Origin of the sequence: Pseudomonas sp. LTGT-11-2Z, assembly GCF_003691445.1 — a bacterium.
GTDB classification, from domain to species: domain Bacteria; phylum Pseudomonadota; class Gammaproteobacteria; order Pseudomonadales; family Pseudomonadaceae; genus Aquipseudomonas; species Aquipseudomonas monteilii.
In genome coordinates, this window is sequence record NZ_CP033104.1 from 2,255,714 (window position 1) to 2,267,479 (window position 11,766).

Below are 11,766 nucleotides of genomic sequence, written 5' to 3' on the forward strand. Positions count from 1 at the left end.
CAAAAAAGGAAGAAGTTCATTCCAAAGCGGAATCATGTGGTTCGAAAAGGTCGTTTGTTGACCCCGGCCTATAGATTAATACTGACCTGGATCAACGATTACAACCGGTCGTGCGAAGAGGAGGTTTGTAACCGCTTCCGGCATCTGCAAAACAACAACAACGAACATCAGAAATTTATAAGAATTCTGCTCCGACCTTCAGCCGCTTCGCTGCGGCCGACCCATTCGAGGGTTCTTCATGGCTTCGCAACACAACAAGAAACAGCGTTCCCTGCAGCACGGCCTGACCTCCCGTCAGGTTTCCATGATTTCCATTGCGGGCATCATCGGCGCCGGCCTGTTCATCGGCTCCTCCAACGCCATTGCCACCGCCGGCCCGGCCATCCTCATCTCCTACGCCATGACCGGCCTGCTGGTCTTGCTGGTGATGCGTATGCTGGGCGAAATGGCCATCGCCAACCCTAACAGCGGCTCGTTTTCCACCTATGCCTCCGAAGCCATTGGCCCATGGGCGGGCTTTACCATCGGTTGGCTGTACTGGTGGTTCTGGGTGCTGATCATTCCTGTCGAGGCCATTGCCGGCGCTGACATCCTGCACGCCTACTTCCCTGGGGTGCCATCGTGGCTGTTCGCCTTCCTGATCATGCTGGTGCTGTCGGGCACCAACCTGATCAGCGTGAAGAACTTCGGTGCCTTCGAGTACTGGTTTGCCCTGGTCAAGGTGGTGGCGATCATTGCCTTCATCGTGGTCTGCACCTTGGCCGTGTTCGGCTTCTGGCCGCTGGCAGAGGTGTCCGGGGTCAGCCGACTTTGGGACAACGGCGGCTTCATGCCCAACGGCTTCGGGACGGTGCTGGGTGGTGTACTGATCACCATCTTCTCGTTCTTCGGTGCCGAAATCGTCACCATTGCCGCTGACGAAACCGCCAACCCGAAAGACAAGATCCGCCGCGCCACCAACCTGGTGGTGTACCGCATCGCCATCTTCTATCTGGCGTCGATTTTCCTGGTGGTGTCGCTGGTGGCCTGGAACGACCCTGAACTCAAGGCGGTCGGTTCGTTCCAGCGCGTACTGGAGGTGTTGAACGTGCCGGGTGCCAAACTGCTGGTTGACCTGGTGGTGCTGGTAGCGGTGACCAGTTGCATGAACTCGGGTCTGTATACCGCATCGCGCATGCTCTATTCGCTGGGTGCCCGTGGTCAGGCACTGAGCGTTACCAAGCGCATCTCCGGCTCCGGCGTACCGACCGTGGCGGTGATCTTCTCCACCCTGGCAGGCTTTGCCGGTTGCTTCGTCAACTATGTGTTCCCGGGCAAGGTGTTCGGCTTCCTGCTGTCCACCACCGGTGCCATCGCCTTGCTGGTGTACCTGGTGATTGCCGTGTCGCAACTGCGCATGCGTGCCCGGGCCGAGCGCGAAGGGCGGCCGCTGGAACTGAAAATGTGGCTGTTCCCGTGGCTGACCTGGCTGGTGATCGGCACCATCGTCATGGTGCTGGGCTACATGCTGTTCAGCGATGCCTACCGCTACGAAACCCTGATGACTGCTGGCGTCACCCTGTTCATCCTGCTGGTTTCGCTGACCCAGCGGCGTGCCAAGGTGGTTGCCCAGACGGCCTGATGTTTCTGCTTTAATGGGGGCGTTGCGCGCCCCCATTTCAATAAGCACAGGAAGCGTATGAACGACCAAGCCCTTTCCCTCCAGGCCCTCGCGGCACCCGACGGCACGTGTTATGGCTGCGGGTGCTCCCACCCCAGCGGGCTGCACCTGCAAAGCCACTGGGACGCCGACGGCGTTCATCTGATATGCCGCCATGCGCCCGACAGCACCTTCATCGGCTGGCCCGGCCTGGTTTACGGCGGCCTGCTGGCGATGCTGGTCGACTGTCATTCCAACTGGACGGCCATGGCTTACCACTACCGCAATGAAGGCCGCGAGCCGGGCAGCCTGCCGCGCATCGACTGCGTCACGGGTACGCTCAACCTGACCTACCTGAAACCCACGCCCATGGGCGTCGAGCTGTTGCTCAAGGCGCGTGTGGAAGGGGACGTGGGGCGCAAGAGCCGGGTGATCTGCGAGGTCTGGGCCGACGATGTGCTGACCGTGACCGCCGACTCGGTGTTCGTGCGTGTCGACACCGAAAAGCTCAAGCTCAAGGCCCACGGTCAGGCCTGAGTTGCCAGCGCTGATAAATGGTCGGTGATGGTCAGCGGCCGGGGATGTCTCTAGAGTGACAGGTTCATTCCCCAGGCAAGGCTGATCATGACCGATCTCAGTGCTTTCCCGATTACCCGCAAGTGGCCCGCCAAACACCCAGAACGCCTGCAGCTGTATTCGCTGCCGACACCCAACGGCGTCAAGGTGTCGATCATGCTCGAAGAAATCGGCCTGGCCTACGAGGCGCACAAGGTCAGTTTTGACAACGATGACCAGTTGAGCCCCGAGTTCATCTCGCTCAGCGCGAATAACAAGATCCCGGCCATCCTCGACCCCAACGGGCCGGGTGGTCAGCCGCTGCCGCTGTTCGAGTCGGGGGCGATCCTGCAGTACCTGGCGGAGAAGAGCGGCCAACTGCTCAGTCAGGACCCTGCCCAGCGTTACCAGACCCTGCAGTGGCTGATGTTCCAGATGGGCGGCATCGGGCCGATGTTTGGCCAGGTTGGCTTCTTCCATTTCTTTGCTGGCAAGGAATATGAAGACAAGCGTCCGCGTGATCGCTATGTCAACGAGTCCAAACGGCTGCTGGGTGTGCTGGATCGGCACCTGAAAGGGCGGGAGTGGATGGTGGGCGCGTACAGCATCGCCGACATCGCCATCTTCCCGTGGGTACGCAACCTGGTGGAACGTTACAACGCGCGGGAGTTGGTAGGCTTTGATCAGTTCAAGGAAGTGCAACGGGTACTGGCCGCCTTCCTTGAACGGCCAGCCGTGCAGCGCGGCCTGAAGATTCCTGCCTGACGGACCTAGAGGACCTGGTTCAACAACCAGTACAGCGACCCTGCCAGCACCATGGCTGCCGGCAGGGTCAGCACCCAGGCCATCAGCAGGTTGATCAGTGTGCGTTTCTGTATGCCTGAGCCGTTGGCGATCATGGTGCCGGCCACGCCAGAGCTCAGCACATGGGTGGTCGAAACCGGCAGCCCGAACACGTCCGCCGCGCCGATGGTGCACATCGCAACCACTTCAGCCGAGGCGCCCTGGGCATAGCTCAGGTGGGTCTTGCCGATCTTCTCGCCCACCGTCACCACGATACGCCGCCAGCCAACCATGGTGCCCAGCCCCAGCGCGATGGCCACGACCACCTTCACCCACAGTGGAATGTAGCGGGTGGCATCGTCCAGTTGGGCCTTGAACAGTTCTACATGGCTGCGGGTGTCGGCATCGAATGCCACCAGGTGTTTTTTCTCGATCAGGCGAATGGTTTCGCTGGTCAGGTACATGTCGTTGCGCACATTGGCCATGGCTTCGGCCGGCACGCGCTTGAGCGAGCCATAGCCTTTGACCTGGTCGCCGATCATCCCGGTCAGCGCCGCGAGTGCCGGCACCAGTTGCGGGCTGGCCCTGGGCTCGGCAATGAACAAGGTCAGTACTTGGCGCGGGTCGGCCGGGGCCGCTTGCGGGTCGCTGCGCACCAGCGCCTGGCGGGTTACTTCGGCGACGGCAGAAAACTGCAAAGCCTGTTCGTTGGGCATGGTCTTGTTCAGGGCATAGGCCATGGGCAGGGTGCCGACCAGGATCAGCATGATCAGGCCCATGCCTTTCTGGCCGTCGTTGGAGCCGTGGGCAAAGGATACGCCGGTGCAGGTGAGGATCAGGACGCTGCGGATCCACCACGGTGGTGGGGTGCAGCTTTCCGGCGCCTGATACAGTTCCTTGCGCTTGACCAGTGCGCGCAACGCCATCAGCAACAAGGCCGCGCAGGCAAAGCCGATCAGGGGTGAGAACAGCAAGGCATAGCCGACTTTGCTGGCTTGGGCCCAGTCTACGCCACTGGTGCCGTCACGCCCATGCATCAGCGCGTTGGCCACACCCACGCCGATGATCGAGCCGATCAAGGTGTGTGAGGACGAGGCTGGCAGGCCCAGCCACCACGTGCCGAGGTTCCAGATGATGGCGGCCAGCAGCAGGGCGAAGACCATGGCAAAGCCGGCCGAGGAGCCGACCTGCAAAATCAGCTCCACCGGCAGCAGGGCAATGATGCCGAACGCCACCGCGCCGCTGGAAAGCAACACGCCAAGGAAGTTGCAAAGCCCGGACCAGACGACCGCCACCGGTGCTGGCAGCGAGTGGGTGTAGATGACCGTGGCGACTGCATTGGCGGTGTCATGAAAGCCATTGACGAATTCGAAGCCCAGGGCAATCAGCAGCGCCAGGCCCAGTAGAAGGAACGGTGTGACCGTGGTGATTACCGTTCCGCTGGCCGTTACATCCTGTTTCAGGCTCCAGACGGTATAGGCAATACCGGCCAGTAGCAGGCCGAAGAACAACACGAGGGTGGCGCGCCCTGGCGTGTGGGCAAGCTGCGGGCGGGAATCGCGCCGGGCCAGTTGCGGCTGGCTGGCCAGTGACGGGGTTGCCATGGGGGCTCCGGTTGGCGTTGGGCGTGGGTGCCGAAGGCTTTGAGCATAGAAACAATTCGTAACCCGGCCGTGACCTCGATCAATGAATTATCTAGGCTCAAGACAGACGGTAACGGCAGGGTCGCGCGATGATTCGCTACAAGAAACGCGAGGTGTACCCGCAGGGGCGGTGTTTGTGCGACCGTGTGTCATCCCCGATGAGCGAAATGCGATGCCTTTACAGTTAACCCCCGCCAACGACCGCCACTGCACCTTTGCCCGTGACCTCACGCGCCGCGCCATGTTGCCGTACTACCGCGAATACGACCTGTTGTGGATCGAAGAAGCCTTCGACGAGGCCTGGGGCTGGCGCGAGCAGTGGCTGGTGACCGAAGGCGACACCCTGCTGGGTTTCTGCAGCCTTAGCCAGGACCGCCAGGCGTTGTTCATCCGCGAGTTGCACCTGTTGCCCGAGCACCGTGGGCGCGGGGTCGGCAGCTGGGTATTGGAGCAGTTGGCGCTCTGGGCCAGGCAGCGGCGCCTGCCGCTGCTGCGGCTTATGGTGTTTCGCAGCAACCCGGCCCGTCAGCTGTATCAGCGCCACGGTTTCGTTGAAATGGGAGAAGACGATTGCTTTGTGCGTATGCAGCGAGCCATCAATTAATAGCCCAATGATGGCTTGTCGTGACCCCAGACCATGGGCATAGTGGATCCACATGTTTGTGCCGCCTACGGACGGTAGGGTGGGCATCTGGGATATCAGGGAAGAGGAGAGCCCCCAATGAATGGATTCGGTCCGCGGCTGCGGGAAGAGCGTGAACGACTGGGCATGACCCAGCGAGTATTTGGCGAAATCGGCGGTGTTGAACCCAACGCTCAGGGCAAGTATGAAAGCGGTGAGCGTACCCCTCGGGTCGATTACCTCGCGGCGTTGTCGGTTCGGGGCGTGGACGCGCTGTATGTGCTCAGCGGTATTCGTACCCCAGCACAGCTGGAAGGTTTGAGTACCGATGAGTCTGGTTTGCTTGGGGCATTCCGGCAGTTATCGTTCGACGATCAGGCGGCGTTATGGCACCTGTTGGGGCGCTTGTCCAGCAACGGTCAACCCCGGCAAACAATGAGGCCGCTCGCCGTTGAACGTCAGGCGTTTCTGACGGAATCAATGCGTTAGGCCCACCGTGAAAAATTTTGTTAAGGTGGCGGGATCCAATCGCCCTGCTGACGAGGTGTGTGCTTGATTAGGGTCTTAGTGGTCGATGATCACGATCTGGTACGAACCGGTATTACGCGCATGCTCGCCGACATCGACGGCCTGCAGGTAGTGGGTGAGGGGGACTCGGGCGAGTCGGCGCTCAAACTGGCCCGTGAGCTCAAGCCGGATGTGGTGCTGATGGACGTGAAAATGCCCGGCATCGGTGGCCTGGAGGCTACCCGCAAATTGCTGCGCAGCCATCCGGACATCAAGGTAGTCGCCGTGACGGTGTGCGAGGAAGACCCGTTCCCCACGCGCTTGCTGCAGGCCGGCGCTGCCGGCTATCTGACCAAGGGGGCAGGCCTTGATGAAATGGTCCAGGCTATTCGGCTAGCCTTTGCCGGCCAGCGTTATATCAGCCCGCAGATCGCCCAGCAGCTGGCACTGAAACCGTTTCAGCCGCAAGGTTCGCCGTTTGACGCGTTGTCCGAACGGGAAATCCAGATTGCCCTGATGATCGTCGGCTGCCAGAAAGTGCAGATCATCTCGGACAAGTTGTGCCTCTCGCCCAAGACCGTCAATACTTACCGTTATCGGATCTTTGAAAAACTCTCGGTCACCAGCGACGTCGAACTGACCTTGCTGGCCGTTCGCCACGGCATGGTTGACGCAAGCCTGTAAATCTCATGTCCCAAGTGTTTGATGCCAGCGCATTCCTGGCGACCTGCAGCGGTCGCCCGGGCGTTTACCGGATGTTCGACGGTGAAGCCCGGCTGCTTTATGTGGGCAAGGCCAAGAACCTGAAAAAGCGCCTGGCCAGCTATTTCCGCAAGACTGGCCTGGCGCCCAAGACCGCCGCGCTGGTAGCGCGTATTGCGCAGGTCGAAACCACCATCACCGCCAACGAAACCGAGGCGTTGTTGCTGGAGCAGAACCTGATCAAGGAATGGCGCCCGCCCTACAACATCCTCCTGCGCGACGATAAATCCTACCCCTATGTGTTCCTGTCCGATGGCGAGTTCCCACGGTTGGGCATTCACCGTGGGGCGAAAAAGGCCAAGGGCCGCTACTTCGGCCCGTACCCCAGCGCGGGGGCCATCCGCGAAAGCCTCAGCCTGCTGCAAAAGGCCTTTTCCGTGCGCCAGTGCGAGGACAGCTATTACGCAAACCGCACCCGGCCTTGCCTGCAGTACCAGATCAAACGCTGCAAAGGGCCCTGCACCGGGTTGGTGACTGCCGAGGAATATGCTGAGGATGTGCGCCACTCGGTCATGTTCCTGGAAGGGCGTAGCCAGCAGTTGGGCAACGAACTGAATGCCGAGATGGAAACGGCCGCCATGGCCCTCAATTTCGAGAAAGCTGCCGAGCTGCGTGACCAGATCGCCCTGTTGCGGCGCGTGCAGGACCAGCAGTACATAGAAGGTGGCAGTGGCGATGTCGACGTCATCGCCGCTTTCGTCAACCCGGGCGGCGCCTGCGTGCACCTGATCAGCGTGCGCGGTGGGCGAGTACTGGGCAGCAAGAACTTTTTCCCGCAGGTGGGTATCGAGGAAGAGGTGGCCGAGGTCATGGCCGCATTCCTTTCCCAGTACTACCTGGGCAATGCAGAGCGCGAACTGCCTGGCGAGTTGATCGTCAACGTGGTTCACGAAGACTTCGAAGCCATCACCGAGGCGCTGCACACGCTGCGTGGCCGCGAGCTGACCATCAGCCACCGGGTACGCGGCACACGCGCCCGCTGGCAGCAGCTGGCAGTGACCAACGCCGAGCAGGCGCTCAACGCCCGCCTGGCCAACCGCCAGCACATGGCTGCCCGCTTCGAGGCCCTGGCCGAAGTGCTGGGCCTGGATGAAGTGCCGCAGCGCCTGGAGTGCTACGACATCAGCCATTCCAGCGGCGAAGCCACCGTGGCCAGCTGCGTGGTGTTCGGCCCTGAAGGCCCGCTGAAGTCCGATTACCGTCGGTTCAACATCGAAGGCATCACCGGTGGTGATGACTATGCCGCCATGCATCAGGCGCTGACTCGCCGCTACGGGCGTATCAAGGACGGCGAGGGCAAGCTGCCCGATGTATTGCTGGTGGACGGCGGCAAGGGCCAGCTGAACATGGCCCGCGATGTGATGCAGGAACTGGGCTTCAACGACCTGACCCTGCTTGGCGTGGCCAAAGGCGTTACCCGCAAGGCAGGCTTCGAGACCCTTTATCTGAACGACGTGCACCACGAATTTACCCTCAAGGGCGATTCTGCCGCTCTGCACCTGATCCAGCAGATCCGCGATGAAGCCCACCGTTTTGCCATCACTGGTCACCGCGCCCGTCGTGGCAAGGCCCGCCGCGTTTCCAGCCTTGAAGATGTGGCCGGGGTAGGGCCGAAGCGCCGCCGCGACCTGCTGAAACATTTCGGCGGCCTGCAAGAGCTCAACCGCGCCAGTATCGATGAAATCGCCAAAGCCCCCGGCATCAGTAAAAAGCTTGCCGAATCAATTTATGCCAGCCTGCATAGCGAGTAGAATGCCGGGCTCAACTTGCAGCCAGTCGTACCGATGAATATTCCAAACCTGCTCACCGTTCTACGCGTCCTGCTCATCCCGATTTTCATCCTGCTGTTCTATATGCCCTACCATTGGAGCTATATGGCCGCCAGCAGCGTGTTTGCCGTCGCTGCGGCCACCGACTGGCTGGACGGTTATCTGGCGCGTCGGCTGCAGCAGAGCACCCCGTTCGGTGCCTTTCTGGACCCGGTGGCCGACAAACTGATGGTGGCCGTGGCCCTGGTGCTACTGGTGCAGACCCACGCCAACTTCTGGCTGACCCTGCCGGCTGCGGTCATCATCGGCCGCGAAATCGTGGTGTCGGCACTGCGCGAGTGGATGGCGGAGCTGGGCGCACGGGCGCATGTGGCGGTGTCCAACCTTGGCAAATGGAAGACTGCCGCGCAGATGCTGGCACTGGTGATTCTGCTGGCCAACCCACCGGCGGTGACTTTCTGGGTCATCCTGGGTTACGGGCTGCTGCTGGTGGCTGCGGGGCTGACGCTGTGGTCGATGGTGCATTACCTGCTGGCTGCCTGGCCGCACCTGCGCGAAGGTTCGGAGCAGAAATAAAAGTTTTTTTGAATCAAGGGGTTGACGCTGTTTTAGAAATCGCTAGAATGGCACCCATCACGACGCGGGAATAGCTCAGTTGGTAGAGCACGACCTTGCCAAGGTCGGGGTCGCGAGTTCGAGTCTCGTTTCCCGCTCCAAATTCGATCCTCAGTGCAGCGCTGGGGTCACAAAAAGAAGAGGCCTAAGGGCCTCTTTTTTTATGCCTGCATTTTTCAATCCCTCCTTTCATGCTGCGTCACCGCACTTGCGGATGAGCCCGCTGCACAGTGGCTGAAACCTATCTCGGCAGGGCCGGCCTCTTCACGGGTAAACCCGCTCCCACAGGGATTTCACAGGGCTGAAGGTGGTGCGGTAACTGTGGGCCCGGCCTGCCCGCGAAGAGGTCGGTACAGGCAGTTGTCATCAGTTTCTCATCAAGATCGTTCGGCGGGTCTCCAGCATAGTGGCTGGGAATCTATGCCGGGTGATTGTGATGGTGGCAACTGAAGTGGGGGCGGACGATAAACCAGACTCGGTTTCAACCCTGAGGGATTGGTGTGCCCTTACGCAGTCTGGTGAGCAAGTCATTCGTATCCGCAATGGCTGTGACGTTCTGTGTCTGGCGCATCGCGAGCGTTCGGCTTTCTTGTGGCTGGCGCCAGGTTGGCAGGGCTTGCTGGTTTTACGCCCGGGGTTGCAAGTGCTCAGTGGCAGTGCCTGGGTGCTGCCGTTGTCGCAAACGAATCTTTTCAAGTTGCAGTTGTTCATCGATCAGGGGGGCGTGCCTGAGGTACGGCCTGCTCGAAGCGAGCCCTGGGCCGTGTTGAGCGAAGGTTGTGACCCAGGGCGAACTGCGCCGGCGCTGGAGTCCTGGTATCTCACCCTTGCGCTGCAAGGTGGTGCGGCCTATCGAGCTTTCGCCCGTCATTTGCGCAGTAGCGAGCGTTATCAGTTGCTCGGCTTTTTGCTGGAGCAAGGTTCGGGCGGTGAAAAGCTCCAGAACCTTGCAGGCCGTTATGGCGTATCGGTTTCACACTTCAGAAGGCTTTGCCGTCAAGCCCTGGGTGGTGCTGCCAAGTCCGAGTTGCGTGTGTGGCGTACGGCACGAGCGCTTTTGAGCATGGCTGAAGGCCCTGCCTCCCTGACAGATGTTGCCTTGGAGTTTGGTTACGCCTCTTCCTCGCATTTTTCCAAAGAGATTCGAGAGCTGGTCGGCATTGCGCCGAGTAGTTTGATCGATATAACCGGCCTGTCTGGCGAATGAATTCATGACGTTTAAAAGTATGTGTCCGCGAGCTGTCATGCTCGTGGTTTGTTGCGTGTTGCCTATGGCTTCATCGGTTGCCTCTGTTCGTGCTGCAGAGGGTTATGTGGCTCGTCAGGAGGGCCTGCGCACGTTCTTCGATGCACTATCAGCGTCTTTGGGGCAGCCGGTCATCCTCAGCAAAGCGGCTGCTCGTCGCACCATCAGTGGCGACTTTTCGCTTACCGCACCGCAGCAGACGCTTGAGCGTATTGTTCGGCAAATGGCGCTAATCTGGTACAGCGATGGTCAGACGTTGTATGTCTATGAGGCGGCCGAAGCGAAAAGCACGGTCATCTCGTTGAATACCATCACGGTTCAGAAGCTGGAGGCCTTCCTGCGCAACTCTGGTTTGCGCGATGCCCGATACCCTTTGCGTCACGACGGGTTGCGAACCTTTTACATTTCCGGCCCGCCGATCTATGTCGACCTGGTGGCGCAGGCCGCGCAGTTCATGGACAACCAAAGTGCCGGCTTGCAACTCGGACAGCAGCGCATTGGCGTTATCAATTTGCGCAATACCTTCGTTGCAGATCGCAATTACGAGTTGCGCGACCAAAGCATCACGGTACCCGGCATTGCGACGGCTATCGAGACGCTGCTCAAGGGGGAAAGCCGTGGTGTCGACGCGGTGATCAACAAGGACGGAGAAGGACGTGCGGGTGGCATGCCGGGCTTTCCATTGGAGGGGTTGGGTGTTCCCGACGTCGCATCTTCCGACACGGCTACGCCGCGGGTTATTGCTCGTGATCTGGCTGCCGGCAATATCCGTGTAGTGGCCTACCCCGATACCAATAGCCTTCTGGTGAAGGGGCTCCCGGAACAGGTGCTTTTTATCGAGAATCTGGTTGCTGCGCTCGATGAGCCAAAGCGCCATGTCGAGCTCTCCCTGTGGATCATCGACCTGCAGAAGGACGACCTCAATGAGTTGGGCGTCGACTGGAAGGGGTCGTTCAAGGTCGGCTCGAAGGTGGCAGCATCGCTCAACGGCGGCTCGCTGAGCACGCTGGATAGCACTTCGTTCATGGCTGCCATTTCGGCGCTGGAAACCGACAACCGCGCCCGGGTGGTTTCGCGGCCTGTCGTGCTGACCCAAGAAAACGTTCCGGCGATTTTCGACAATAACCGTACGTTCTATGCACGACTGATCGGTGAGCGCAGTGTTGAGCTCGAACATGTCACTTACGGCACCCTGGTCAGCGTCTTGCCACGGATATCAGCCTCCGGAGAAGTTGAGATGGCGCTCAATATCGAGGACGGCAGTGTGGTCGACTCGACCACGGAGTCGTCCGCGATCGACGCGTTGCCGACGGTTGGCCGAACGCGTATCAGCACTGTTGCTCGAGTGCCGCGTGGCAAAAGCCTGCTGGTAGGCGGCTTCACCCGTGACGAGAGTGGGGAGGTGATCAAGCGTATTCCGGTGCTGGGGCATATTCCTTATCTGGGGAGGATGTTCAGCTATCGGCAGACCCGTGAATCCAACACGGTTCGGGTATTTCTGATTCAACCTAAAGAGCTCGACAGTCCGTTGGAACCAGGCGCTATGCAGATTGGTTCGCAGGTGATCGGCAAGGTGGCCCGTGACCCGGCCGACCGTGCGGTGCTGCGCGCGCTGGAGCGCTGAT

11 protein-coding genes and 1 tRNA gene are annotated in these 11,766 nt (G+C 60.3%); 11 read left to right on the forward strand and 1 reads right to left on the reverse strand.

What is annotated here, in order from left to right; genetic code table 11:
• The first annotated feature begins 238 nt into the window (after positions 1-238).
• The 3 genes from D8767_RS10420 to D8767_RS10430 all read left to right on the forward strand — a co-directional run bounded on the left by D8767_RS10420 (position 239) and on the right by D8767_RS10430 (position 2,959).
• Positions 239-1,621 carry an amino acid permease gene (locus D8767_RS10420; protein ID WP_016711585.1) on the forward strand — a complete coding sequence of 461 codons (1,383 nt, stop codon included), beginning with the start codon at positions 239-241 and terminating at the stop codon, positions 1,619-1,621.
• 57 nt (positions 1,622-1,678) lie between these two features.
• Positions 1,679-2,176: a PaaI family thioesterase gene (locus D8767_RS10425; RefSeq protein ID WP_016711584.1), complete on the forward strand. Its 498-nt coding sequence runs from the start codon at positions 1,679-1,681 to the stop codon at positions 2,174-2,176.
• An 87-nt stretch (positions 2,177-2,263) separates the two neighbouring features.
• On the forward strand, positions 2,264-2,959 hold the full coding sequence (locus D8767_RS10430) for a glutathione S-transferase N-terminal domain-containing protein (protein ID WP_016711583.1): 696 nt from the start codon (positions 2,264-2,266) through the stop codon (positions 2,957-2,959).
• Positions 2,960-2,964: 5 nt separating this feature from the next.
• Here the strand turns inward: D8767_RS10430 and D8767_RS10435 are convergent, their stop codons facing one another.
• Positions 2,965-4,581, reverse strand: a complete 1,617-nt coding sequence (locus D8767_RS10435) for an inorganic phosphate transporter (RefSeq protein ID WP_028699015.1) — start codon at positions 4,579-4,581, stop codon at positions 2,965-2,967.
• 211 nt (positions 4,582-4,792) lie between these two features.
• Between D8767_RS10435 and D8767_RS10440 the strand changes: the two genes are divergently transcribed.
• The 8 genes from D8767_RS10440 (at position 4,793) to sctC (ending at position 11,765) form a co-directional block, all read left to right on the forward strand.
• Complete coding sequence (locus tag D8767_RS10440; protein ID WP_016711581.1) at positions 4,793-5,224, forward strand: GNAT family N-acetyltransferase; 432 nt, start codon at positions 4,793-4,795, stop codon at positions 5,222-5,224.
• Between the two features lie 117 nt (positions 5,225-5,341).
• Positions 5,342-5,731 carry a helix-turn-helix domain-containing protein gene (locus tag D8767_RS10445; protein WP_016711580.1) on the forward strand — a complete coding sequence of 130 codons (390 nt, stop codon included), beginning with the start codon at positions 5,342-5,344 and terminating at the stop codon, positions 5,729-5,731.
• Between the two features lie 63 nt (positions 5,732-5,794).
• Positions 5,795-6,433, forward strand: coding sequence for a UvrY/SirA/GacA family response regulator transcription factor (gene uvrY, locus D8767_RS10450; protein ID WP_003251380.1), 639 nt, complete (start codon positions 5,795-5,797; stop codon positions 6,431-6,433).
• A 5-nt stretch (positions 6,434-6,438) separates the two neighbouring features.
• Positions 6,439-8,262: an excinuclease ABC subunit UvrC gene (gene uvrC / locus D8767_RS10455; RefSeq protein WP_016711579.1), complete on the forward strand. Its 1,824-nt coding sequence runs from the start codon at positions 6,439-6,441 to the stop codon at positions 8,260-8,262.
• Between the two features lie 33 nt (positions 8,263-8,295).
• The gene (gene pgsA / locus D8767_RS10460; RefSeq protein WP_016711578.1) at positions 8,296-8,856 is read left to right on the forward strand and encodes a CDP-diacylglycerol--glycerol-3-phosphate 3-phosphatidyltransferase; all 561 of its coding nucleotides are present in this window, start codon (positions 8,296-8,298) and stop codon (positions 8,854-8,856) included.
• A 64-nt stretch (positions 8,857-8,920) separates the two neighbouring features.
• Positions 8,921-8,996 (forward strand) — tRNA-Gly (locus D8767_RS10465).
• A 335-nt stretch (positions 8,997-9,331) separates the two neighbouring features.
• Positions 9,332-10,102, forward strand: a complete 771-nt coding sequence (locus D8767_RS10470; RefSeq protein WP_029380202.1) for a helix-turn-helix domain-containing protein — start codon at positions 9,332-9,334, stop codon at positions 10,100-10,102.
• A 4-nt stretch (positions 10,103-10,106) separates the two neighbouring features.
• Positions 10,107-11,765: a type III secretion system outer membrane ring subunit SctC gene (gene sctC / locus D8767_RS10475; protein ID WP_080578075.1), complete on the forward strand. Its 1,659-nt coding sequence runs from the start codon at positions 10,107-10,109 to the stop codon at positions 11,763-11,765.
• Position 11,766 lies beyond the last annotated feature (1 nt).

Bases quoted from the DNA above. Each gene is read 5' to 3' on its own strand.
- D8767_RS10445 (WP_016711580.1), top strand. From the start codon at position 5,342: ATGAATGGATTCGGTCCGCGGCTGCGGGAAGAGCGTGAACGACTGGGC.
- D8767_RS10470 (WP_029380202.1), top strand. From the start codon at position 9,332: ATGGTGGCAACTGAAGTGGGGGCGGACGATAAACCAGACTCGGTTTCA.
- D8767_RS10425 (WP_016711584.1), top strand. From the start codon at position 1,679: ATGAACGACCAAGCCCTTTCCCTCCAGGCCCTCGCGGCACCCGACGGC.
- uvrC (WP_016711579.1), top strand. From the start codon at position 6,439: ATGTCCCAAGTGTTTGATGCCAGCGCATTCCTGGCGACCTGCAGCGGT.
- D8767_RS10440 (WP_016711581.1), top strand. From the start codon at position 4,793: ATGCCTTTACAGTTAACCCCCGCCAACGACCGCCACTGCACCTTTGCC.
- D8767_RS10420 (WP_016711585.1), top strand. From the start codon at position 239: ATGGCTTCGCAACACAACAAGAAACAGCGTTCCCTGCAGCACGGCCTG.
- D8767_RS10430 (WP_016711583.1), top strand. From the start codon at position 2,264: ATGACCGATCTCAGTGCTTTCCCGATTACCCGCAAGTGGCCCGCCAAA.
- pgsA (WP_016711578.1), top strand. From the start codon at position 8,296: ATGAATATTCCAAACCTGCTCACCGTTCTACGCGTCCTGCTCATCCCG.
- sctC (WP_080578075.1), top strand. From the start codon at position 10,107: ATGACGTTTAAAAGTATGTGTCCGCGAGCTGTCATGCTCGTGGTTTGT.
- D8767_RS10435 (WP_028699015.1), bottom strand. From the start codon at position 4,581: ATGGCAACCCCGTCACTGGCCAGCCAGCCGCAACTGGCCCGGCGCGAT.